The organism is Klebsiella sp. M041, from assembly GCF_059759695.1.
Genome location: NZ_JCAXWU010000001.1, coordinates 131192 through 154678, shown reverse-complemented (window position 1 = coordinate 154678; position 23487 = coordinate 131192). Strand labels below are relative to the sequence as shown.

General features: G+C 57.8%; 25 protein-coding genes and 1 pseudogene. 11 read left to right on the top strand and 15 right to left on the bottom strand.

Annotated features, from left to right (window positions below; translation table 11 throughout):
- Positions 1-22 precede the first annotated feature (22 nt).
- Positions 23-949, bottom strand: coding sequence for a LysR family transcriptional regulator (locus AC6CWS_RS00730; protein ID WP_032453682.1), 927 nt, complete (start codon positions 947-949; stop codon positions 23-25).
- 88 nt (positions 950-1037) lie between these two features.
- Here AC6CWS_RS00730 and AC6CWS_RS00725 point away from each other — a divergent pair, with 88 nt between their 5' ends.
- Positions 1038-2036 (top strand): bile acid:sodium symporter family protein, encoded by a 999-nt coding sequence (locus tag AC6CWS_RS00725; RefSeq protein WP_023290588.1) that lies wholly within the window; start codon positions 1038-1040, stop codon positions 2034-2036.
- Here the strand turns inward: AC6CWS_RS00725 and AC6CWS_RS00720 are convergent.
- The 3 genes from AC6CWS_RS00720 to zipA form a co-directional block, all read right to left on the bottom strand.
- Complete coding sequence (locus AC6CWS_RS00720) at positions 2033-2251, bottom strand: DUF3820 family protein (RefSeq protein ID WP_004202007.1); 219 nt, start codon at positions 2249-2251, stop codon at positions 2033-2035. The genes AC6CWS_RS00725 and AC6CWS_RS00720 overlap by 4 nt on opposite strands.
- Before the next feature lies 1 nt (position 2252).
- Complete coding sequence (gene ligA, locus AC6CWS_RS00715) at positions 2253-4268, bottom strand: NAD-dependent DNA ligase LigA (RefSeq protein ID WP_032453683.1); 2016 nt, start codon at positions 4266-4268, stop codon at positions 2253-2255.
- A 69-nt stretch (positions 4269-4337) separates the two neighbouring features.
- On the bottom strand, positions 4338-5384 hold the full coding sequence (gene zipA / locus AC6CWS_RS00710; protein ID WP_165476273.1) for a cell division protein ZipA: 1047 nt from the start codon (positions 5382-5384) through the stop codon (positions 4338-4340).
- 230 nt (positions 5385-5614) lie between these two features.
- On the opposite strand from zipA, the gene cysZ reads away from it, so the two are divergent.
- From cysZ to crr, 5 genes are all read left to right on the top strand, one after another.
- A complete protein-coding gene (cysZ, locus tag AC6CWS_RS00705) occupies positions 5615-6376 on the top strand; it encodes a sulfate transporter CysZ (protein WP_023290591.1) in 762 nt (253 codons plus the stop codon).
- A gap of 173 nt (positions 6377-6549) precedes the next feature.
- Entirely contained in the window at positions 6550-7521 is a 972-nt protein-coding gene (gene cysK, locus AC6CWS_RS00700) for a cysteine synthase A (protein ID WP_023290592.1), read from the top strand.
- 380 nt (positions 7522-7901) lie between these two features.
- Positions 7902-8159 (top strand): phosphocarrier protein Hpr, encoded by a 258-nt coding sequence (gene ptsH, locus AC6CWS_RS00695; RefSeq protein ID WP_002913505.1) that lies wholly within the window; start codon positions 7902-7904, stop codon positions 8157-8159.
- Positions 8160-8203: 44 nt separating this feature from the next.
- Positions 8204-9931, top strand: coding sequence for a phosphoenolpyruvate-protein phosphotransferase PtsI (gene ptsI / locus AC6CWS_RS00690; RefSeq protein ID WP_080901541.1), 1728 nt, complete (start codon positions 8204-8206; stop codon positions 9929-9931).
- 42 nt (positions 9932-9973) lie between these two features.
- Positions 9974-10483: a PTS glucose transporter subunit IIA gene (crr, locus tag AC6CWS_RS00685; RefSeq protein WP_000522253.1), complete on the top strand. Its 510-nt coding sequence runs from the start codon at positions 9974-9976 to the stop codon at positions 10481-10483.
- A gap of 40 nt (positions 10484-10523) precedes the next feature.
- On the opposite strand, the gene AC6CWS_RS00680 is transcribed toward crr, so the two are convergent.
- Both AC6CWS_RS00680 and pdxK read right to left on the bottom strand, forming a co-directional pair.
- Positions 10524-10763 carry a cytoplasmic protein gene (locus tag AC6CWS_RS00680; RefSeq protein ID WP_080901540.1) on the bottom strand — a complete coding sequence of 80 codons (240 nt, stop codon included), beginning with the start codon at positions 10761-10763 and terminating at the stop codon, positions 10524-10526.
- Positions 10760-11626, bottom strand: coding sequence for a pyridoxine/pyridoxal/pyridoxamine kinase (gene pdxK / locus AC6CWS_RS00675; protein ID WP_080820347.1), 867 nt, complete (start codon positions 11624-11626; stop codon positions 10760-10762). Before pdxK ends, AC6CWS_RS00680 begins: the two co-directional genes overlap by 4 nt.
- Positions 11627-11708: 82 nt before the next feature.
- Here pdxK and ptsJ point away from each other — a divergent pair, with 82 nt between their 5' ends.
- Both ptsJ and AC6CWS_RS00665 read left to right on the top strand, forming a co-directional pair.
- Positions 11709-13007 carry a MocR-like B6 salvage transcription factor PtsJ gene (gene ptsJ, locus AC6CWS_RS00670; protein WP_080901539.1) on the top strand — a complete coding sequence of 433 codons (1299 nt, stop codon included), beginning with the start codon at positions 11709-11711 and terminating at the stop codon, positions 13005-13007.
- A gap of 163 nt (positions 13008-13170) precedes the next feature.
- Positions 13171-13566 (top strand): YybH family protein, encoded by a 396-nt coding sequence (locus AC6CWS_RS00665; RefSeq protein ID WP_023290596.1) that lies wholly within the window; start codon positions 13171-13173, stop codon positions 13564-13566.
- Here the strand turns inward: AC6CWS_RS00665 and cysM are convergent.
- The 5 genes from cysM to cysP form a co-directional block, all read right to left on the bottom strand.
- Positions 13563-14474, bottom strand: coding sequence for a cysteine synthase CysM (cysM, locus tag AC6CWS_RS00660; RefSeq protein WP_044524311.1), 912 nt, complete (start codon positions 14472-14474; stop codon positions 13563-13565). The two genes, AC6CWS_RS00665 and cysM, sit on opposite strands and share 4 nt — an antisense overlap.
- A 118-nt stretch (positions 14475-14592) precedes the next feature.
- Positions 14593-15687, bottom strand: a complete 1095-nt coding sequence (gene cysA / locus AC6CWS_RS00655; protein WP_004201991.1) for a sulfate/thiosulfate ABC transporter ATP-binding protein CysA — start codon at positions 15685-15687, stop codon at positions 14593-14595.
- Entirely contained in the window at positions 15677-16552 is an 876-nt protein-coding gene (gene cysW / locus AC6CWS_RS00650; protein WP_004201990.1) for a sulfate/thiosulfate ABC transporter permease CysW, read from the bottom strand. Before cysW ends, cysA begins: the two co-directional genes overlap by 11 nt.
- Complete coding sequence (gene cysT / locus AC6CWS_RS00645; protein WP_002913626.1) at positions 16552-17385, bottom strand: sulfate/thiosulfate ABC transporter permease CysT; 834 nt, start codon at positions 17383-17385, stop codon at positions 16552-16554. Before cysT ends, cysW begins: the two co-directional genes overlap by 1 nt.
- The gene (gene cysP / locus AC6CWS_RS00640; protein WP_032444750.1) at positions 17385-18401 is read right to left on the bottom strand and encodes a thiosulfate/sulfate ABC transporter substrate-binding protein CysP; all 1017 of its coding nucleotides are present in this window, start codon (positions 18399-18401) and stop codon (positions 17385-17387) included. The genes cysT and cysP overlap by 1 nt, the downstream gene beginning before the upstream one ends.
- A 200-nt stretch (positions 18402-18601) precedes the next feature.
- Between cysP and AC6CWS_RS00635 the strand changes: the two are divergent.
- Positions 18602-18966: pseudogene (locus tag AC6CWS_RS00635) on the top strand (DUF559 domain-containing protein).
- A gap of 10 nt (positions 18967-18976) precedes the next feature.
- Here AC6CWS_RS00635 and AC6CWS_RS00630 read toward each other — a convergent pair.
- The 4 genes from AC6CWS_RS00630 to AC6CWS_RS00615 form a co-directional block, all read right to left on the bottom strand.
- A complete protein-coding gene (locus AC6CWS_RS00630) occupies positions 18977-19876 on the bottom strand; it encodes a Dyp-type peroxidase (RefSeq protein WP_080901538.1) in 900 nt (299 codons plus the stop codon).
- Positions 19877-19970: 94 nt separating this feature from the next.
- Positions 19971-20546: an RpoE-regulated lipoprotein gene (locus AC6CWS_RS00625; protein ID WP_023290601.1), complete on the bottom strand. Its 576-nt coding sequence runs from the start codon at positions 20544-20546 to the stop codon at positions 19971-19973.
- Between the two features lie 61 nt (positions 20547-20607).
- A complete protein-coding gene (locus tag AC6CWS_RS00620; RefSeq protein WP_032453690.1) occupies positions 20608-21057 on the bottom strand; it encodes a DUF2919 domain-containing protein in 450 nt (149 codons plus the stop codon).
- A complete protein-coding gene (locus AC6CWS_RS00615) occupies positions 21044-21469 on the bottom strand; it encodes a GNAT family acetyltransferase (protein ID WP_002913637.1) in 426 nt (141 codons plus the stop codon). The genes AC6CWS_RS00620 and AC6CWS_RS00615 overlap by 14 nt, the downstream gene beginning before the upstream one ends.
- Before the next feature lie 211 nt (positions 21470-21680).
- On the opposite strand from AC6CWS_RS00615, the gene amiA reads away from it, so the two are divergent.
- Complete coding sequence (gene amiA, locus AC6CWS_RS00610; protein WP_004201984.1) at positions 21681-22553, top strand: N-acetylmuramoyl-L-alanine amidase AmiA; 873 nt, start codon at positions 21681-21683, stop codon at positions 22551-22553.
- Complete coding sequence (gene hemF / locus AC6CWS_RS00605) at positions 22553-23452, top strand: oxygen-dependent coproporphyrinogen oxidase (RefSeq protein ID WP_032453691.1); 900 nt, start codon at positions 22553-22555, stop codon at positions 23450-23452. The genes amiA and hemF overlap by 1 nt, the downstream gene beginning before the upstream one ends.
- Positions 23453-23487: the final 35 nt, after the last annotated feature.

The following is a 23487-nucleotide window of genomic DNA, read 5'->3' as shown; positions in this document are numbered from 1 at the left end:
TCCCCGTGGCGATAAACCGCTATCAACGCTGATACAACGGATCTTCAACCCTGGCGGCGGTGAGATTCTCCCCTTCTTCTCGCACGATTTCCCATAACGCCTGGGCGGCGGTCGACAGCGAGCGATTTTTCCGGCATGCCAGCATCAGCTGCCGCTCCATTATCGGAGTGAGTCGCTTCACCGCCAGATGGCTTCCCTGCGGTAACGGCAGCGCCAGCGCCGGCAATACGCTGATGCCAATTCCCGACTCCACCATCGGAAACAGCGTTGCCGGATGGCCAATCTCCTGCACAATGTTCGCCCGGACAGCCAGCCTGCTGAGAGCCGCATCAATCAGCGGACGGCTGCCGGAGGCATAGTCCTGCAGGATCAGTCTCTCATCCTGTAGCGCCTGCCATGGCACTTCAGTCAGGCTGGCAAAAGGATGATCCTCCCGGCAGAGCAGCAAAAAAGGTTCCGCCAGGACCACTTCACATTGCAGGTCCGCCGCCGGGCCAGGATCAATCACAATGCCGAAATCCACTTCCCCCTGGCGAATACTCTCCAGCACCCACTGCTGAGGCCGGTCGTGCAGCACGAAATCGATATCAGGATAGCGACGATTGCTGTGAGCAATACACTGGGGAATAAGGTGGGCGGAAATCGTCTGACTGGCGGCAACCTTGACGGTGCCGCTCAGCTGCTGGCCTACCCGACCGGCATCGCGCAGCGTCACCGCCAGCTCATCGAGCAAACGCTCCAGCCTGCCTGCCAGCTGTTGACCCGCCTCGGTGAGGACCACCTCCCGGGTGGTACGGTCTAGGAGACGGACCCCGGTCTGATGCTCCAGCTCCTTGACGCTGTGGCTGACGGCCGACTGGCTTAAGCCAATCATCTCCCCCGCCCGGCTAAAGCTCCTGGCGCGGGCGACGGTAACAAATACTTTTAACTGACGCAGAGAGTAATTCATCTTTTTTATTCATGAATAGATGCAATAAATCAATTTTATTTCTCAAATCAAAAAAAGCACAATAACGCATCTCTTTTCAGGAGCGTTTATGAAACTTTTCCGCATTCTCGATCCGTTTACGGCAACCCTGGTCACCGTTGTCCTGTTGGCCTCATTCTTCCCGGCCCGGGGCGCTTTCGTCCCCTTCTTTGAACATCTGACCACCGCCGCCATCGCCCTGCTGTTCTTTATGCACGGCGCCAAACTCTCCCGGGAGGCAATTATCGCCGGCGGCAGCCACTGGCGTTTGCATCTGTGGGTGATGTGCAGCACCTTTATTCTCTTCCCGGTGCTGGGGGTTCTGTTTGCCTGGTGGGCGCCGGTGAAGGTCGATCCGATGCTCTACAGCGGCTTTATTTATTTGTGCATTCTGCCGGCCACCGTGCAATCCGCCATCGCCTTCACCTCGCTGGCCGGAGGCAACGTCGCGGCGGCGGTCTGCTCAGCCTCGGCCTCCAGCCTGCTGGGCATCTTTGTTTCACCGCTGCTGGTGGGTGCCCTGATGAACCTTCATGGCGCAGGCGGTAGCCTCGAGCAGGTCGGAAAGATCATGCTGCAGCTGCTGTTGCCTTTCGTGCTCGGCCATTTATCGCGGCCGTGGATCGGCAACTGGGTGGCGAAGCATAAGAAGTGGATTGGTAAGACCGACCAGACCTCGATTCTGCTGGTGGTTTACTCCGCCTTTAGCGAGGCGGTGGTGAACGGCATCTGGCATAAAGTGGGTCTGGGATCGCTGCTGTTTATCGTGGTGGTCAGCCTGGTGCTGCTGGCCATCGTCATCGCGGTCAATGTGTTCGTCGCCCGCCGCTGCGGCTTTAACAAAGCCGATGAAATTACCATCGTCTTCTGCGGTTCGAAAAAGAGCCTGGCCAACGGCATCCCGATGGCCAATATTCTCTTTCCGACCTCCATCCTCGGCATCATGGTGCTGCCGCTGATGATCTTCCATCAAATCCAGCTGATGGTCTGCGCGGTGCTGGCGCGGCGCTATAAACAGCAAACCGATGCGCGTCTCGCTCAGGAAAAGGCCAACGCCGCCAAAGCTTAACGCGCTTTCTTCAGGGGCTGGACCAGATCGCTCAGCCCCTCGCTTTTAATCAGAAGGGTCAGCGCCATCAGTTCGCCGAGATGGCCGGCAGGGAATTGATCCTTGCGCGCGAACCACAATAAATACTCCTCCGGGACATCGATTAAACGACGCCCCTTGTATTTACCGAACGGCATCTCAGTATTGGCGATCTCCACCAGCTGCGCTTTATCCACGTTATTCTCCCAGCAGACGCATCATTTCGGCTTCGTCAATCACCTCGATGCCGAGCTCCTGCGCTTTCGCCAGCTTAGAACCCGCCGCTTCGCCAGCAATCACCAGATCGGTCTTCTTCGATACGCTGCCCGCCACCTTCGCCCCCAGCGCCACCAAACGCGCTTTGGCGTCATCCCGCGACAGCTGACTGAGGCTGCCGGTCAGGACGACGGTTTTGCCTGCAAACGGGCTGTCAATCTCTTCCGCCTTCACCACCACCGGCGCCGGCCAGTGAACCCCTTCCGCCAGCAGCTGCGCGATGACATCGCGGTTGCTCTCTTCGGCAAAGAAGTTGAAGGTATGGGTGGCGACCACAATGCCGACATCAGGGACCTTCTGCAGCTCCTCAATGGAAGCCTGCTCCAGGGCCTCGAGGGTGCCGAAATGCGCCGCCAGGCCCGCCGCCGTCGCTTCTCCTACCTCGCGAATGCCTAAGGCGTAGAGGAAACGCGCAAAGGTTGTCTCTTTGGCTTTCTCGAGAGCGTTGACCACGTTTTGCGCGGACTTCGGCCCCATCCGATCCAGCCCGGTCAGTTTCCCTGCGGTCAGCCGGAACAGATCCGCCGGGGTATGGACGTACTCTTTCTCCACCAGCTGGTCGATGATCTTGTCGCCCATGCCGTCAACGTCCAGCGCGCGACGGGAGACAAAGTGCTTGAGCGACTCTTTACGCTGCGCGCCGCAGATAAGGCCGCCGGTACAGCGGGCTACCGCCTCGCCTTCCACTCGCTCAACGTCGGACTGACAGACCGGGCAGTGGGTCGGGAATTCAACATCCCGGGCATCTGCCGGGCGTTCGGAAAGCACCACGTTGACCACCTGAGGGATCACGTCGCCTGCCCGGCGAATCACCACCTTGTCGCCGATTTTCAAGCCTAAGCGTTCGATCTCATCGGCATTATGCAACGTGGCATTACTCACCAGCACGCCGGCGACATGGACCGGCTCCAGGCGCGCCACCGGCGTAATCGCCCCGGTGCGGCCCACCTGGAACTCCACGTCCCGGACGAAAGTCATCTGCTCCTGGGCGGGGAACTTAAAGGCCACGGCCCAGCGCGGCGCGCGGGCCACGAAACCTAACTGCTCCTGCAGCGCCAGCGAATCGACTTTGATCACCACGCCATCAATGTCAAAGCCCAGATGGGGACGATCTTCCTCGACTTTACGATAGTAAGTGAGCACTTCCTCGGGGGTATGACAAAGGGTGACGCGATCGCTCACCGGTAATCCCCATGCTTTAAACTGCTGTAAACGGGCCGAGTGGCTGGCCGGCAGCTCACCGCCCTCCAGCACCCCAACGCCGTAGCAGAAGAAAGTAAGCGGTCGCTTCGCGGTGATGCGCGGATCCAGCTGGCGCAACGAGCCCGCCGCCGCATTGCGCGGGTTAGCAAACACTTTTCCGCCGGTGCGTCGAGCTTCTTCATTGATTTTTTCGAACCCGGCCTGCGGGAGGAACACTTCCCCGCGCACTTCCAGGCGTGCGGGAATATTATCGCCATGCAGCCTGAGCGGGATGGTGCGGATGGTTCGCACGTTAGAGGTAATATCCTCGCCGGTGGTGCCGTCGCCGCGGGTCGCCGCCTGCACCAGCACGCCGTTTTCGTAGAGAATGCTCACCGCGAGGCCGTCGAGCTTCAGCTCGCAGCAGTAGATGAGAGGGTCAGTGCTTTTCAGGCGATCCTGCACCCGCTTGTTGAAGGCCAGAAAGCTCTCTTCGTCAAACACGTTGTCCAGCGACAGCATCGGCACTTCATGGCGGATCTGGCTGAAGGCGGTCAGCGGCGCCGCCCCCACGCGCTGAGTCGGTGAATCCGGGGTAATCAGCTCCGGATGCTGGCTCTCCAGCTCGCGCAGCTCGCGCATCAGCCGGTCATACTCCGCATCGGGCACTTCCGGTGCGTCCATAACGTGGTACAGGTATTCATGATGGCGAAGCGTGGTTCGCAGTTCAGTCAGTTGTTGTTCGATCGGTTCCATATCACACCATCAATGATAAAAAACCCCCGACAGGCGGGGGTTGAGAAGGAGTTGAGATAACGCGGAACGTCAGGCGTTCGCGTCTTTCACTTCGCGAATACGATCCTGGTATTCACGCAGTTTTTGCGGCGTCATCATGCGACGCTGATCGTCAAGCACCACGCCGCCCACTTCATCGGCGATATACTGCGCAGACTGCAGCATCAGCTTGAAGTTCTGCAGTTCATCACCGTAGGAAGGGACCTGCATAAAGATAGTCACCCCAGGGGTCATCATATCCGCCATGCTGTCCGGATTGAAGGTCCCCGGCTTCACCATGTTGGCCAGGCTGAACAGTACCGGGCCGCTGCCGTCCGGGCTCAGATGGCGGTGGAAAATATTCATTTCACCAAACTTGAACCCGGCCTGCTGGATGCTATTGATAAGCACCTCGCCGTTAAGCTGCGCGCCATGGTGCGCGGCAACGTTCATCACGATGACCGTCTCTTTACGCTCTTTCGGTTGGGGCGCTGCAGGCTGCTGCGGCTCTGTCGGCTGCGGTTCAGCAACCGCGGGCTGCGGCGCGGCAACAGGCTGGGGCGCAGGCTGCTGCGGAGCGGCCGGCTGCGGCTGGGCGACGGTCGGGGTCACCGGCTGCGGCGCGACAGGCTGTTGCACAGCAGGTTGCGGCTGGTGTTGCGGCTGCGCGGGTTGCGGCTGTTGCCAGCCAGGATGTGGAGCCGGATGCGGCGCAGACGGTTGCCCCTGCGGTTGTGCCGGGGCCTGGCGCGGCGGCGCCTGACGAACCGGTTCCTCAGGACGCACAGGCTGCTGCATCTGGCGCTCGTAAGGCGGCTGGTACTGGTGCTGCGGCGCCTGACGAGGGGCTTCATGCTCCCCATGCGCGCCGTGCGGAGCGTGAGTCACCGGATGAACGCGGACTTCACCTACGCCTTCAACATTATCATCAAAGTCGTCGTTTTCCGACTCATCGTCGCGCGACTTCATACGTTTCAGTGGGCGATCGCGAAACATCGAAGAACGTTCTTTACGGCTGGTCCAGAAACCATGTACCAGTAAAGCGATTATGGCGATCGCGCCAACAATGATTAATATCAGACGCAAATCCTGCATCATTATATTCTCTGTTGTTCTAACACCTTGCCACCACGGCAAACATTTACTCACTAAGAGTATTTGCCGATTACCTCAAGTGCAAGTGCGTCGGTCGCTTTCACCACATAAAGATGAACTAAATCGTGCTTTTTGCTGTTTTTTCGAACATTTCCTAACTGGTTATTGTCTGACGACCCGATAAAATAAGCGAGCATTCACACTGGATGTTCAAAAAGGAGCAATGCCTGGCTATGGTTTCATCATCCGCACCGACCCCGCGTAGCGGCGTATACTACTTTTCGCAGGGCTGGAAACTCATCAGGCTGCCGGGCATACGTCGTTATGTCTTCCTGCCTTTACTGGTTAACGTGCTGCTGATGGGCGGTGCTTTCTGGTGGCTGTTTACCCGTCTCGACAGCTGGATCCCTTCGCTGATGAGCCATGTGCCTGACTGGCTGCAGTGGCTAAACTACCTGCTGTGGCCGGTGGTGGTGCTGTCGATCCTGCTGGTGTTTGGCTATTTCTTTTCTACTATTGCCAACTGGATTGCCGCCCCGTTCAGCGGCCTGCTGGCGGAACAGCTGGAAGCGCGTCTGACTGGCGCCACCCCGCCTGACGTCGGCGTCTTTGGCATCATGAAGGATATTCCGCGCATCATGAAGCGTGAGTGGCAGAAGCTGGCCTGGTACCTGCCCCGCGCCATCGTGCTGTTGCTGCTCTACTTTATACCCGGCGTTGGCCAGACGGTGGCCCCGGTACTCTGGTTCCTGTTCAGCGCATGGATGCTGGCGATTCAATACTGCGATTACCCCTTCGATAACCACAAGGTCCCCTTCAGGACCATGCGCGAAGCGCTGCGCAGCCGCAAGGTGATGAATATGCAGTTTGGCGCGCTCACCAGCCTGTTCACCATGATCCCGGTGTTAAACCTGGTGATCCTCCCGGTGGCTATCTGCGGCGCCACCGCCATGTGGGTCGATTGCTATCGCGACAGACACGCCAGCTGGAAGTAACAGCAGCACCTCCCCTGGAGCGGCGAGAGCCGCTCCTTATATCTCACTTATTCCTTCTTGATCATCATTATTTCCCTTCCGCATATAGATATGCTAAATCCTTACTTCCGCATATTCTTTAAGCGGGTATGCTGATGCCGTACCCCCAAATTTCATACAGTTAAGGACGGGCCATGAGTAAGATTTTTGAAGACAACTCCCTGACTATCGGTCATACGCCGCTGGTACGACTGAACCGCATTGGTAACGGCCGTATCCTGGCAAAGGTAGAATCTCGTAACCCGAGCTTTAGCGTAAAATGCCGTATCGGCGCCAATATGATCTGGGATGCTGAAAAGCGCGGCGTGCTGAAACCGGGCGTGGAACTGGTCGAACCGACCAGCGGCAACACCGGTATCGCCCTCGCCTACGTGGCGGCGGCTCGCGGCTACAAGCTAACGCTAACCATGCCGGAAACCATGAGCATCGAGCGTCGTAAGCTTCTGAAAGCGCTGGGCGCCAACCTGGTGCTGACCGAAGGTGCCAAAGGCATGAAAGGCGCCATTCAGAAAGCGGAAGAGATTGTCGCCAGCAACCCGGAAAAATTCCTGTTGCTGCAGCAGTTCAGCAACCCGGCTAACCCGGAAATCCATGAAAAGACCACCGGCCCGGAAATCTGGGAAGACACCGACGGTCAGGTGGATGTCTTCATCTCCGGCGTAGGTACCGGCGGTACGCTGACCGGCGTCAGCCGCTACATTAAAAACACCAAGGGCAAAAAAGATCTATTCACCGTCGCGGTTGAACCGACCGATTCGCCGGTTATCTCCCAGGCGCTGGCGGGTGAAGAGCTCAAGCCGGGCCCGCACAAAATTCAGGGCATCGGCGCCGGCTTCATTCCTGGTAACCTGGATCTGAAGCTGGTGGACAAAGTGATCGGCATTACCAATGATGAAGCGATCTCCACGGCACGCCGCCTGATGGAAGAAGAAGGCATCCTCGCGGGTATCTCTTCCGGGGCCGCCGTTGCCGCGGCGCTGAAGCTGCAAGAAGATGAAGCCTTTACCAATAAGAATATTGTGGTTATCCTGCCTTCCTCGGGTGAGCGTTATTTAAGCACCGCGCTGTTTGCCGATCTCTTCACCGAGAAAGAACTGCAACAGTAGTGCCAGCTTGTAAATAATGTGTAAAAAAGCACCTTTTCAGGTGCTTTTTTGTGGCATACGTCAAAGTTTTACCCCTCCTGGCATTGATTCACCTCGTAGGGTCTGGTATTTAACCAGCACATTTATTTTGATGCGCGAAATTATTCAGAAGAGGATTTCCGCCAGCTGAATCGATTTTATGATTTGGTTCAAGTCTTCCTTTCGCGGCATAATGTTTAATGACGTGCTAGTCGTCAATGGCCCGCAGGTCTTCGCAGCGCCAGGCGCTGCCGACGCCAAGGCCGGAAACGTAACGCCGGCGCTAACAATACAGGCTAAAGTCGAGTCGTTAGACTAGACTTTAGGTCCACAACACTAAACCTATAAGTTGGGGAAATATAATGTTCCAGCAAGAAGTTACCATTACCGCTCCGAACGGTCTGCACACCCGCCCTGCTGCTCAGTTTGTTAAAGAAGCTAAAGGCTTCACTTCTGAGATCACTGTAACCTCCAACGGCAAAAGCGCCAGCGCCAAAAGCCTGTTCAAACTGCAGACTCTGGGCCTGACCCAGGGCACCGTAGTAACCCTCTCCGCGGAAGGCGAAGATGAACAGAAAGCGGTTGAGCATCTGGTTAAACTGATGGCTGAACTCGAGTAAGTTCACGGGTTCTTTTTCATATCAGTCACAAGTAAGGTAGGGTTATGATTTCAGGCATTTTAGCATCCCCGGGTATCGCCTTCGGCAAAGCACTGCTGCTGAAGGAAGATGAAATTGTCATCGACCGGAAGAAAATTTCTGCCGATAAGGTTGATCAGGAAGTCGAACGTTTCCTGAACGGCCGCGCCAAGGCCTCCGCCCAGCTGGAGGTCATCAAAACCAAAGCTGGTGAAACTTTCGGTGAAGAAAAAGAAGCCATCTTCGAAGGGCATATTATGCTGCTGGAAGATGAGGAGCTTGAGCAGGAAATCATAGCCCTGATTAAAGATAAGCATATGACTGCCGACGCGGCAGCCAATGAAGTTATCGACGGTCAGGCCACTGCCCTGGAAGAGCTGGACGATGAATACCTGAAAGAACGTGCGGCTGACGTACGTGATATCGGTAAGCGCCTGCTGCGCAACATCCTTGGTCTGGCCATCATCGATCTGAGCGCGATTCAGGATGAAGTCATCCTCGTCGCCGCCGATCTGACCCCGTCAGAAACCGCACAGCTGAACCTGAAAAAAGTGCTGGGTTTCATCACCGACGCGGGCGGCCGTACCTCCCACACCTCCATCATGGCGCGTTCCCTCGAACTGCCGGCCATCGTGGGCACCGGCAGCATCACGGCGCAGGTGAAAAACGGCGACTATCTGATTCTCGACGCGGTGAACAACCAGGTTCTGATCAACCCGTCCAACGAGCAAATTGAAGCGCTGCGTAATCTGCAGGCTCAGGTTGCGGAAGAAAAAGCCGAACTGGCGAAACTGAAAGATCTGCCGGCGATTACTCTCGACGGCCATCAGGTTGAAGTGTGCGCCAACATCGGTACCGTTCGCGACGTCGAAGGTGCTGAGCGCAACGGCGCCGAAGGCGTAGGCCTGTATCGTACTGAATTCCTGTTCATGGATCGCGACGCGCTGCCAACCGAAGAAGAGCAGTTTGCGGCTTATAAAGCGGTGGCTGAAGCCTGTGGCTCTCAGGCCGTTATCGTGCGTACCATGGACATCGGCGGCGACAAAGAGCTGCCGTACATGAACTTCCCGAAAGAAGAGAACCCGTTCCTCGGCTGGCGTGCTGTGCGTATCGCGATGGATCGTAAAGAGATCCTCCGCGATCAGGTTCGCGCCATCCTGCGTGCCTCCGCTTTCGGTAAGCTGCGCATTATGTTCCCGATGATCATCTCTGTTGAAGAAGTGCGTGCGCTGAAGAAAGAGATCGAAATCTACAAACAGGAACTGCGTGACGAAGGTAAAGCATTTGACGAATCCATTGAGATCGGCGTGATGGTGGAAACACCGGCTGCGGCAACCATTGCTCGTCATCTGGCCAAAGAAGTTGATTTCTTTAGTATCGGCACCAATGATTTAACGCAATATACTCTGGCAGTTGACCGTGGTAATGATATGATTTCACATCTTTACCAGCCGATGTCACCGTCTGTACTGAATCTGATTAAGCAAGTTATTGATGCTTCTCACGCTGAAGGTAAATGGACTGGCATGTGCGGTGAGCTTGCGGGCGATGAACGTGCTACACTTCTGTTGCTGGGTATGGGGCTGGACGAATTCTCTATGAGCGCCATTTCCATCCCGCGCATCAAGAAGATTATTCGTAACACGAACTTCGAAGATGCGAAAGTATTAGCAGAGCAGGCTCTTGCTCAACCGACAACGGACGAGTTAATGACGCTGGTTAACAAGTTCATTGAAGAAAAAACAATCTGCTAATCCACGAGATGCGCGGCCCAAATTACTGCTTAGGAGAAGATCATGGGTTTGTTTGATAAATTGAAATCTCTGGTTTCTGATGACAAGAAAGACACCGGAACTATTGAGATTGTTGCTCCCCTCTCCGGTGAGATCGTCAACATTGAAGACGTGCCGGATGTGGTTTTTGCGGAAAAAATTGTGGGCGATGGGATTGCCATCAAACCGACCGGCAACAAAATGGTCGCGCCGGTAGACGGTACCATTGGTAAAATTTTCGAAACCAACCATGCGTTCTCTATTGAATCTGATAGCGGCATCGAGCTGTTCGTTCACTTCGGTATTGATACCGTTGAACTGAAAGGCGAAGGCTTCAAGCGTATCGCTGAAGAAGGCCAGCGCGTGAAAGTCGGCGACCCGGTTATCGAATTCGATCTGCCGCTGCTGGAAGAGAAAGCCAAGTCGACCCTGACTCCGGTGGTTATCTCCAATATGGACGAGATCAAAGAGCTGATCAAACTGTCCGGTAGCGTGACCGTGGGTGAAACCCCGGTAATCCGCATCAAGAAGTAATATCTGCTGCATAAAAATGGCGCCGAAAGGCGCCATTTTTTTATATCGTATGGGTCACCGGCTGATAGCATTTTTCGCGGGATAAGATACGCAATCCTTCCGGAGTGCTCTCCAGAATTCGCCGCTCGCTGTCAGAGACCAGCAGTTCACACTGATATCCACCGGCCAGGCCGAACAGCGACCGCGCCACGCAGGCATCCTCCAGCGCCGCCTCCCCTGAAGTATCAAAATGACCAACAATGCGTCCCTGCTGACGGATCACTAACCGATAGCTTTTCATCTCTGTTTCTCCAGCGGCGGCAGGATCAGTTCGTCACATCCCTGCGCGGCAGTCCAGTTCATCACCTCCAGCACGCGCTGGGCGGCTGCCTCCGTCGCAGCACCCAGCGCCAGGCCGGAAAGCAACCCGCTCACCAGCTCGGCGCAGAACAGATCGCCGGTACCCTTTAAATCCGTCTCCACCCGCGGGTGAACCACCACCTCCACCGCATCGGCCGTCACCACCAGCACATTGATCGTCGAATCAGCTTCTCCCGGCGCGCTGGTGATCACCACCCATTTGAGGCTGTCCGACAGCAGGCTACGCGCCGCGGCGACCGCCTCCGGCTGATTGCGACAGCGCCGGCCGCTCAGCGTCTCCAGCTCAAACAGATTAGGGGTGATCCCTTGCGCCAGCGGCAGCAGGTGCTGACGATAGGCGTCCGGGATCTCGGCCTTGACGTAGATGCCGCTGTCGACATCGCCAATCACCGGATCCACCAGAATACAGAGATCGGGATGGCGGTCGCGGACCCGCGTCAGCCACTGCGCCAGACGTTCAATTTGCACGGCGTTGCCCATATAACCGGTCGTCACCGCACGCAGTTCGCGCAACGCGTCGCGCTCCTCCAGCGCCTGCAGGTACCCGACAAACCACTCCTCCGGGATAATGCCGCCATAGAACGTCTCATAATGGGGCGTATTGCTGAACAGCACCGTCGGCACCGCCAGCACGCGCAGACCGTGCTGTTTAATCGCCGGTACCGCGATGCTGTTGCCGACGCTGCCGTAGACTACCTGCGACTGCACGGCGACGATATCGACTTCCGAAGCCCGGCTTTTGTCGTGAAAGAGCACTGATTGTATGTCATCTTGCTGGCCCATCTTTTCTCCCCCCGCTGGACAGCGGGTCACGCTCTGATTATGATTCGTCCTATGCTAAATTTCATTTTGTCATAGGTCAATAATGTTTGCCGGAAAAACCGCCAGCGATATCTTCGATCATATCCGCCATCTGGTGCAGAGCGGTGGCTTGCAGCCCGGAGAGGTTCTGCCGCCGGTACGCGAGCTCGCCAGCCAGCTTGCGGTGAATCGCAATACCGTCGCCGCCGCCTATAAACGGCTGGTCACCTCCGGGCTGGCCGTCAGCCAGGGACGAAACGGCACAGCTATCAAAGCACGGGATCCGCTGCCGGCGCTGGAAGGCGGTGACCCCACGACGCCGCTGAACGATCTTTCCAGCGGCAATCCGGATCCCGCCAGACTGCCTGATTTACCACGCTATCTGGGCCAAATTGCCCGCACGCCCCGCCTGTATGGCGATGCCCCCATCGAGCCGCGGCTAGGAGAATGGGCTGAGGCATGGTTTGCCAGGGAGATAACCGTTCCCTTTGCCCTGAATCTCGCCAGCGGAGCGATTGACGCGCTGGAGCGTCTGCTGTGCGCCTTGCTGCTCCCCGGCGACGGCGTGGTGGTTGAAGATCCCTGTTTTCTCAGCAGCATCAATATGGTGCGTTACGCTGGCTTTACCCCCTGCCCGGTGGCGGTGGATGCCGAGGGGATGGATCCAGACGGGCTGGAGGAGGCGTTACGCAACGGCGCGCGGGCGGTGATCTTGACCCCGCGCGCGCACAATCCTACCGGCTGTAGCCTGACGGAAACCCGGGCGCATGCCCTGCGGGAGGTGCTGGCCCGCTATCCGCAGGTGCTGGCGATCGTCGATGACCATTTTGCCCTGCTGTCGGCCACGCCCTGGTTTTCTCCTCTGCCAGCGAGCACCCAACGCTGGGCGGTGGTGCGTTCGATGTCAAAAACCCTCGGGCCAGACCTGCGGCTGGCTTTTATCGCCAGCGATGTCGACACCTCCTCCGCGCTGCGTCTGCGGCTTAACGCCGGCAGCCAGTGGGTCAGCCATCTGCTGCAGGATCTAACGCTGGCCTGTCTCACCGATAAGGCGTTTATCGCCTCGATGACGGAGACCCGCCGTCACTATCGGCAACAGAATGAGAAACTGGCGGCAGCGCTGGCCCGGCACGGCGTCAGTCATGCTGCGCCTGGCGATGGCCTCAATTTCTGGCTGCCGCTGCCAACGGCGAGCCAACCCTACGCCTTACGCCTGGCCCGCGCCGGCTGGCTGGTCCGCGAGGGGGAGGTGTTTGGTATCCGTACGCCCTCCCACGGGCTACGCCTGTCGCTGGGCCGCCTGAGCGACGCTGAGATTGCCCGCCTGGCGGCCGATATTGCCCAGGTGTTAGACGCCCCCTGACGCAGGCAGTGCGCCGAACGCATCGGGGAGGGATGGCAGCTGTCGACAAGTTACTGAAAAATTAAACGAAAACAGGCGTAGTCTTACCTGCATGACCGGAACGTCGAGACGGATACAACGCTCTCGGTGGCTGACAAATCGCTCACAATAAGGAGCACCAGAGATGCATCACATTGACCTGACGCTAAAAACAGTCATTGAGGCCTGCGACCGCGCTATCTCGCAGGAAGATTACGATACCCTGATGGGCTATTACGCGGAAGACGCCGCGCTGGTCGTCAAACCGGGCATGGTGGTCAGAGGGAAAGAGAATATCCGCAAAGCGTTTATCGCCATTGCCGACTATTTCCAGCACCGGCTGATAGTGACTCAGGGGAAAATGGAGGTCATCGAGGGCGGCGGCAATGCGCTGGTGATTATGGAGACCCGGCTGGATATCCCGACGGCACAGGGGATAACACAGGTTACGCGACGCGCAACCTATGTCTTTCAGAAGCAGGGCGAGCGCTGGCTGTGCACCGTCGATAACTCCTACGGCACCGACCTGCTCGATGATTAAATACCCGCCCCCTGGCTAAAGTGTTCCTCGCCGAACACGCCGGTGGAGAGGTAGCGATCGCCGCGATCGCAGACGATCGCCACCACCACCGCGCCTGGGTTTTCGCGAGCGATACGTAACGCCCCGGCTACCGCGCCGCCAGAGCTGACGCCGCAGAAAATGCCTTCCTGTACCGCCAGCTGACGCATGGTGTTCTCGGCATCCTGCTGATGAATATCCAGCACCGCATCCACCAGCGAAGCGTTAAAGATCCCCGGCATATACTCTGCCGGCCAGCGGCGTATCCCGGGAATACTGCTGCCCTCCTCCGGCTGCAGGCCGACAATGGTCACCGGTTTACTCTGTTCGCGCAGAAAACGTGACACGCCGGTAATGGTGCCGGTGGTCCCCATACTGGAGACAAAGTGGGTGATACGCCCCGCGGTCTGCTGCCAGATTTCCGGCCCGGTGGTAGTGTAGTGGGCGTAGGGGTTGTCCGGGTTGTTGAACTGATCGAGCAGTTTGCCCTCCCCGCGCTGAGCCATCTCCAGGGCCAGGTCGCGGGCCCCCTCCATCCCCTGCTCTTTGGTGACCAGGATCAGCTCGGCGCCATAGGCGCGCATCGCGGCCCGGCGCTCCTGGCTCATGTTGTCGGGCATCAGCAGCTTCATCCGGTAGCCTTTCAGCGCGGCGATCATCGCCAGCGCGATACCGGTGTTGCCGCTGGTCGCTTCAATTAGCACGTCGCCGGGCTGAATTTCGCCCCGCTTTTCCGCTTCAACGATCATCGACAGCGCAGCGCGATCTTTCACCGAACCGGCTGGATTATTGCCTTCAAGTTTGACCCAGATTTCGCTGCCATTGTCCGGCCCCAGACGCTGAAGCCTGACCAGAGGGGTATTGCCGATGGTGTGTTCGAGTGTATTCACGATTTTTACTCAATAAAAAAGCCGGGCGGCGCTTCGCTTACCCGGCCTACCAGACACGTGATAATTCCAGACCGGGTAAACACAGCGTCACCCGGCAAAAGCACATGGATTTAAGCTATCAGGCCGACTGCGCCAGAGCAAGCTCGCCGCGCGGCTCGATACGCTCGGTACCGTTGTACAGGCGCGCGTTTTGCAACCCGACGAACAGCCGTTCGCCGCGGGACGGCGCCTCATCGCCCGTTAACACCACGCTCAGCGGTTCGTCATACCACCCCAGAGGCTGGACGACTAATTGGGTGTAGTGACCTTTCGGGCTGGCCTCCAGGACCTGCACCGGCAGCGGCGAATCCAGGCTGGTTCGGCGGCTGATGTCCACTTCCCACGGACGCAGGAACAGATCCACCGGCCCCTGGTAAGCCGGGGTATAGCCTAACGGCCAGCGGTGAGCGCCAACGTGGAACTGTCCGCCGCGGATAACCCCCTGCAGGCGATTCACTTCCCCCATGAACTCCAGCACGAAGCGGGTCGACGGCTCACGCCACACGCGTTCAGGCGCATCGGCCTGTTCGATGTTGCCCTGGCTCATCACCACCACCCGGTCGGCAACTTCCATCGCCTCTTCCTGATCGTGGGTGACGAACACGCTGGTAAATTTCAGCTCTTCATGCAGCTGACGCAGCCAGCGGCGCAGCTCTTTACGCACCTGCGCATCCAGCGCGCCGAAAGGTTCATCCAGCAGCAGAATTTGCGGCTCTACCGCCAGGGCGCGCGCCAGCGCCACGCGCTGTTTCTGACCACCGGACAGCTGCGCCGGATAGCGATCCGCCAGGTGAGCCAGTTGCACCATCTCCAGCAGTTTGGTCACTTTGGCTTTAATCGCCGCGGCGTTGGGTCGTTCGCGGCGCGGCAGCACGGTCAGGCCAAAGGCGATGTTATCGAACACGGTCATATGGCGGAACAGCGCATAGTGCTGGAAGACGAAGCCCACTTTACGGTCGCGGGCGTGCATCCGGCTGACGTCGGTACCGTGGAAGCGGATATGACCGCTGGTCTGATGTTCCAGCCCGGCGATAATCCGCAGCAGGGTCGTTTTCCCGGAGCCGGAAGGCCCCAGCAGCGCAACCATTTGTCCGGAAGGGATATCCAGCGAGATATCATTCAGCACCTGGGTGCGACCAAACGATTTCTTAATATTGGCAATCTCAATGCTCATGATTTCCCTCCTGTTGCGCGCGTTTTTCCTGATTGGCCAGACGCCATTGCAACATACTCTTTAAAAACAGGGTCAGAATAGCCATTAACGTCAGCAGGGCCGCGGCGGTAAACGAGCCGACGGTGTTGTAATCCTGCTCCAGTAATTCAATTTGCAGCGGCAGCGACAGCGTTTCTCCGCGGATCGAACCGGAGACCACCGACACCGCGCCGAATTCGCCGATGGCGCGGGCGTTGGTCAACACCACGCCGTACAGCAGCGCCCAGCGAATATTGGGCAGCGTCACCCGGCGGAACATCTGCCAGCCGGAAGCGCCCAGCAAGACCGCCGCCTCATCTTCATGACTGCCCTGACTCATCATCACCGGCACCAGCTCACGCACCACAAACGGACAGGTGACAAAGATCGTCGCCAGCACCATGCCGGGCCAGGCGAACATGATTTGCAGGTTATGCGCATCAAGCCAGCCGCCCAGCGGACCGTTAGAGCCGTAGAACAGCAGATAAACCAGACCGGCTACCACCGGCGAGACAGCGAACGGGATATCCAGCATCGTCAATAACAGCTGGCGTCCCGGGAACGTAAAACGCGTGACCAGCCAGGCCAGCAAGGTCCCGAACACCAGGTTCACCGGCACGGTAATCAAGGCGATCATCACTGTCAGCCAGATGGCGTGGAGCATGTCCGGATTGGCCAGGTTTTCCAGCACCGGCATTAACCCTTTGCTGAAGGCCTGGATAAAGATGTAAAGCATCGGCACCACGAGGATGAAGGCGGAGACCAGCATCCCGACGCCAATCAGAAACCATTTTCCCCAGTTGATGCGGGGCGCGTCGTAGCGTTTCAATTGAGTAACTTCCGCCATTAGTGACCTACCACGCGTCGACCAAAGCGACTCTGCAGGGTATTGATGGAAAACAGCAGCAGCAGTGAGGCGGCCAGGATCACCGAGGCGATGGCGCTCGCCGCCGGATAGTCAAACTCCTGCAGTCGAATAAAGATCATCAGCGACGTCACTTCCGTCTTCCACGCGATGTTGCCGGCGATAAAAATCACCGCGCCAAATTCGCCGAGGCTGCGGGTAAACGACAGGGCAATGCCCGCCAGCAGCGCTGGCGACAGCTCCGGCAGCACCACCTTGCGGAAGCTCTGCCAGCGCGTAGCGCCCAGCGTTTCCGCTGCTTCTTCATATTCCGGTCCCAGCTCTTCCAGCACCGGCTGCACGGTACGTACCACGAAGGGGATGCTGGTGAACGCCATCGCCACGGCGATACCGAGCCAGGTATAGGTCACTTTAATATCGAACTTCGCCAGCCATTCCCCGTAAATGCCGTTAACCGAAAACAGCGAAGCCAGGGTCAGGCCGGCCACCGCCGTCGGCAGCGCAAACGGCAGATCCATTAAGGCATCCAGCAGCGTGCGGCCCGGAAAACGATAGCGGGTAAGGATCCACGCCATCAGCAGGCCGAAGACGCCGTTAAAAATCGAGGCCACGAACGCCGACAGCAGCGTCACCTTATAGGCCGCCACCACCTGCGGGTTGGTGATCACATCCCAGTACTGCGCCCAGCTCATCTGCGCCAGCTGCATCACCAGCGCGCTGAGCGGTAATAACAAAATCAGACAGACAAACAGCAGGCTGGTGCCGAGGCTCAGGGTAAAGCCCGGCAGCACGCGCTTGGACGACACAGCAAACATTACTTACGCCCCGCCGCCAGCAGTTTGTCCAGTTCGCCGCCGCTGGCGAAGTGGGTTTTCATCACCTCAGGCCAGGAGCCAAACTTGTCCTCCACGCGGAACAGTTCGGTCTGCGGGAATTTATCCTTCAGCGAATCCATCACTTTCGGGTTGTTTACCCGATAGTAGTAGTCGGTAATGATGGTCTGCGCCTGCGGACTGTAGAGCCAGTTCAGGTAGGCCTTCGCCGCCTTTTCCGTGCCGTTGGCTTTGACGTTTTTATCCACCCAGGCCACCGGGAACTCCGCCAGAATGTTGGTTTTCGGGATCACCACTTCAAATCCCTGCGCCTCATACTGCTTGCGAATATTGTTCACTTCCGACTCGAAGCTGATCAGCACATCGCCCAGGCCGCGCTCGGCGAAGGTGGTGGTCGCCCCGCGTCCGCCGGTGTCGAAGACTTCGACGTTCTTCAGGAACTGGGTCATAAACTGTTCGGTTTTGGCTTTATCGCCGCCGTCGGCTTTATCCGCCGCGCCCCAGGCCGCCAGGTAGGTGTACCGCGCGTTGCCCGAGGTTTTCGGGTTCGGGAAGATCAGCTTAACGTCAGAGCGGACCAGGTCATTCCAGTCATGAATGTTTTTCGGGTTGCCTTTGCGCACCAGGAAGCCCATCGTCGAATAGAACGGCGAGCTGTTGTTCGGCAGGCGGCTTTGCCAGTCGGCCGGGATCAGGTTGCCTTTGTCATGCAGGATCTGCACGTCCGTCACCTGGTTGTAGGTCACCACGTCCGCCTTCAGGCCCTGCAGGATCGCCAGCGCCTGCTTGGACGAGCCAGCGTGCGACTGCTTGATGGTCAGCTTGTCCCCGCCATTGTCCTTCGCCCATTGCTGCTCAAAAGGCGGGTTAAGGGCGGCAAACAGCTCGCGGGAGACATCATAGGAGCTGTTCAGCAGCTCCGTCGCCTGCGCCTGCGCCACCAGCAGCATGGAAGCCGCCAGCGCCAGATATCCTTTTTTCAGTGATTTAACGGCCATTGCGCACCCTTATCAAAAATGATCATTTACTGATGATCATCATATTTATAACGGGTACGAAAGGAGTAACGGTTTTATATACCGTTTGGCGATTTGGAAGTCGAAAAGGGAATAAGCACCTGGCAAAGCTTAGCTGAAAGCGGCTGGCAAATAAGGTGATGAAATCGGACGAGGAGCGAACAGCGCGGCACACTTTGTTAATGGAAAACAGCACAAATGACGCCCGGCAGTTGCGCCGCCACCTGACGCCGCAGGAGCGCCGCCTGTGGCACCAGTTGCGCGATCGCCGTTTTGCTAGCTACAAGTTTCACCGCCAGCATCCCGCTGGACCCTATATTCAAGATTTCGCCTGGTGATTGAGTTCGCCGGCGGCCAGCATGACAGCCGGACTGAATACGATGCCCGGCGCACAACATGGCTTAAGCAGCAAGGCTGGACCGTTTTACGCTTCTGGAATAACAAGTATGACCGGAACGAAACCAGCGTGCTGCAGGTGATCCTGCGCACGCTCGAGGAACTCTCCCCCTCACCCCGGCCCTCTCCCTCAGGGAGAGGGTTAGGATGAGGGGAAAGCATTACAGCGCCTGAATACGCTCCAGGGACGGCGCGAAGTAATAGCCGCCGGTCACCGGTTTGGTGAAGCGCAGCATCGCGTCGCGTTTGCCGTCGGTATCGCCGAACATGCTCAGCAGCTGCTGCTCGATGTTGTACAGACGCGCGCAGTAGGCGCAAAAATAGAGGCCATGGGTACCGCTGGCGGTGCCATACGGCAGGCTCTGGCGGACGATTTTCAGCCCTTTGCCATCTTCTTTTAAGTCAACGCGGCTCAGGTGAGACGTGACCGGACGTTCGTCGCCATCGATCTCTTCATTGGCTTCCTTGGTGCGGCCGATCATCATCTCCTGATCCGGCACGCTCATGCGGTTCAGCTGTTTGAGATTATGCTCCCAGCGCTGGACGAACACGTAGCTGCCGCCCGCGTCCACGCCGTCTTTGATCACCGCCACTTCACGCCGGGTTTCTTCCCCCGCCGGGTTTTCGGTGCCGTCGACGAAGCCGCTGAGGTCACGCTCTTCCACCCAGCGGAAGCCGTGGATCTCTTCTTTCACCTCGATAGCGTCGCCAAAGGCGGCCAGCGCGGCCTGCGCCACCGAGAAGTTCACTTCATGGCGGGCGGATAAAATATGAATCAGCAGGTCATACTGGGTGGATGGCGCCAGCCCTTTGCCGTAGACCGGAAAATCTTTTAACTCCTCCGCCCCTTCGCCGCCGCTCAGCTGACGCCAGACGGTATTGCCGAACGCCACCACCGCACCGAGTTTAGCGTCGGGGAATTTAGCCTGGAAGGTGGCCACGTTATCGACAAAATTTTTGCTCGCTTCGCGCAGGGCGTTAACGTCCCCTTTGATATTGGCTTCAATCCAAATCGCCGCGCGGCAATGTTCCGGCAAAATGCCGCTCTGAACCTGAGACATCGCTCCTCCTGAAATGATGCAACTACAACGCTGTCGCGTTGCTAACGCGCCATTGTAACCGTTTTTCAGGGCCGTCGTGTCTCTTCAGATCAATTTAGCGACGCCAGATAATTTTGCTGACCTTCCAGTTTTTCAGCGTATCGTCGGAGGGCATCAGCTCGTCCGGGCCGCTCCAGTGACCGGTGAAGGCGTAACTGATATGCTGGCTCCCCTCGGCCTGACACTCGACGACCGCGCCATTGTCATTGCTGCCTTTCTGGCAGTTGCCGAAGGCTTTGCTGTACAGGTCGCTGAACGGTGTGCCGATTTTCACGCCGCTGGCGGTTTTGATTTCGGCATCGCGGACGTCAATCCGGCTGATGGCGCCGTTGTCGCCATTGATGGTCAGCGCCACGCTGTTGTCTTTCAGCGCTTCAAAGTAGTGGACGATATTCCCCTTATCGGTCTTCATTCCGCTGCGCAAACGGTAGTCGCTCCCCAGCGCATCGCTAATGGCCTGTTCGTTGAGCGGCGTGGACGCCGTCAGTTTCCCCACCCCCTGCTCGGTCACCTCGGTGGAAGAACCAAACCAGTTCCACGGATAGGCCGCCGACCAGTTGACCGCGCTCATCGTTGAGCAGCCGGTCAGCGCCAGCGGAAGCGCGCAGAGCATTACACGTAGCGATTTCATATCACAATCCTTTCTGAGTCATTCAACGCATGTTGGAGTTCACGATCGGCAAAAAGTGCCATTAAAAGGTGGTCTGGCGAAAACAGGCGCCGAGGCGACGGCTGGTTGCCAGCCACCATAGGGCATAACCATCCGCCGCCAGCAGTCCGATGGTCAGCGAGGAGGGAGATTCGCCGCTCAGCCATAGCATCGGCTGCCACAGCAAGAGCAGCACTTGCGATAACACCAGCAGCCAGCGCATCGCCCGCCACAGGCGCGGCAGGCGCTGACGATAGCCGCTAAGCAGAAAGGCCAGCACCGCCGGCACGCCGGGGAGTAGACCGAGCCAGAAGCGGTCGTGATCGGGATAGAACAGATTTAGAATCGCGTCGCCCTGCTGACGCGACGCGCCGGCCATCAAGAACAGCACCCAGGTGCGGGCCTGTAACAACAGCACGCACCAGAAAAGGAAAGGCAGACGCAGACGGCCATGGGCATCAAAATCGGCGGGGATAAACTCAGTATTCTTCATCTTCAATCAGGCGTTTGCCCAGGGTCAGGACATCGGCGTACTCATAGCCCAGCCGCTCGTACATCCCCTGCACCACGTCGTTGTCCTCGCGGACCATAATATTGATTTTCGGGCAGCCGCGAGCAATCAGCTTTTTCTCCAGACGGTTGAGCAGCGCGTTCGCGATCCCCCGACCGCGATATTCCGGATGGACGCCCAGATAGTAGGCCGACCCGCGATGGCCGTCATATCCGCCCATCACCGTACCGACGACTTCGCCGTTCACTTCCGCCACCAGGAACAGGCTGACATCGTGATTCAGCTTGCGCTCAATATCCATCTCCGGATCGTTCCAGGGACGCAGCAGATCGCAACGCTCCCACAGCGTCACAACCTCTTCGAAATCCTGCTGGCGAAAAACGCGAATCTCCATGGTATTCCCCACCATTGACGGTTAAAAACAGTGATTATGGCGCGAATATGACTGATAGCCAATATCAGGCGAAATCAGCGACAAAAAATGGCATAATATGACTTTGTCATGTATTGAAATGAAAAGTAAAACAATTCTTATTTTGAATGGTCGTAACGGCAAACGCGATACGATATAACATTGGACATCACTTGTTTACAATTCAGGCCGAATGAGCACTTTTAAACCCTTAAAAATACTTGCTTCGCGCCGTCAGGTGCTGAAAGCCGGGCTGGCTGCCATGACGCTGAGCGGCGTCACTGCACAGGTCAGCGCAAAAGAGCAGCCACTGAAAACATCAAATGGACACAGCAAACCCGCCGCCAAAAAGGCCGGCGCACGCCGCATTGTGATGCTCGACCCGGGCCACGGCGGCATCGACACCGGGGCTATCGGCCATAATGGCTCGAAAGAGAAGCATGTGGTGCTGGCGATCGCTAAGAACGTGCGCAGCATCTTGCGCAGCAACGGCATTGACGCCCGCCTGACCCGCACCGGCGATACCTTTATCCCGCTGTATGACCGCGTGGAGATTGCCCATCAGCACGGCGCCGATCTGTTTATGTCGATCCACGCCGATGGCTTCACCAACCCGAGCGCTGCCGGCGCCTCGGTGTTCGCTCTGTCAAACCGCGGCGCCAGTAGCGCCATGGCGAAATACCTCTCCGATCGCGAAAACCGCGCCGACGAGGTCGCCGGTAAGAAAGCGACGGATAAAGACCATCTGCTGCAGCAGGTGCTGTTCGATCTGGTACAGACCGACACCATTAAAAACAGCCTGACGCTGGGCTCGCATATCCTGAAAAAGATCAAGCCGGTGCATAAGCTGCACAGCCGCAATACCGAACAGGCGGCGTTCGTGGTGCTGAAGTCGCCGTCCATACCGTCCGTGCTGGTGGAAACCTCGTTCATTACGAACCCGAACGAGGAAAAACTGCTCGGCACCACCGCCTTCCGGCAGAAAATCGCCACCGCGATTGCCAACGGCATTATCAGCTATTTCCACTGGTTCGATAACCAGAAAGCCCATTCGAAGAGACGTTAATGAAACCCGATGCCGCGCAGGTTAAAACTTTTCTGCTCCAGCTGCAGGACAGCCTCTGTCAGCAGCTAAGCGCCGTGGATGGCGCGCCGTTTATTGAAGACGCCTGGCAGCGGGAAGGCGGCGGCGGCGGACGCAGCCGGGTGCTGCGCGACGGCAATGTGTTCGAGCAGGCGGGGGTCAACTTTTCCCATGTCCATGGCGACGCCATGCCAGCCTCCGCCACCGCCCACCGCCCGGAGCTGGCCGGACGCAGCTTTGAAGCCATGGGCGTCTCGCTGGTGGTCCATCCGCTGAACCCCTATGTGCCCACCAGCCACGCCAACGTGCGGTTCTTTATTGCCGAAAAGCCTGGCGCCGAGCCGGTGTGGTGGTTCGGCGGCGGCTTTGATTTAACCCCTTACTACGGCTTTGAAGAGGATGCCGTCCACTGGCATCGTACCGCCCGCGATCTGTGTCTGCCTTTCGGCGAAGCCGTCTATCCGCGCTATAAAAAATGGTGCGATGATTATTTCTATCTGAAGCACCGCCAGGAACAGCGCGGGATTGGCGGTCTGTTCTTTGACGACCTGAACACCCCGGATTTTGACCACTGCTTCGCCTTTATGCAGGCAGTGGGTAACGGTTACGCTGACGCCTATTTACCCATCGTCGAACGCCGAAAAGCCACGCCGTACGGCGAGCGTGAGCGCCATTTTCAGCTCTATCGCCGCGGCCGCTACGTCGAATTCAATCTGGTCTGGGACCGTGGCACCCTGTTCGGTCTGCAGACCGGCGGTAGGACGGAATCTATTCTGATGTCGATGCCGCCGCTGGTGCGCTGGGAATATGATTACCAGCCGGAGGCCGGCAGCCCTGAGGCGGCGCTGAACGAGTTTATTAAAGTGAAAGCCTGGATCTGAGCGACGCCAAATCAGACCAAAAAGCCCCGGAGTAC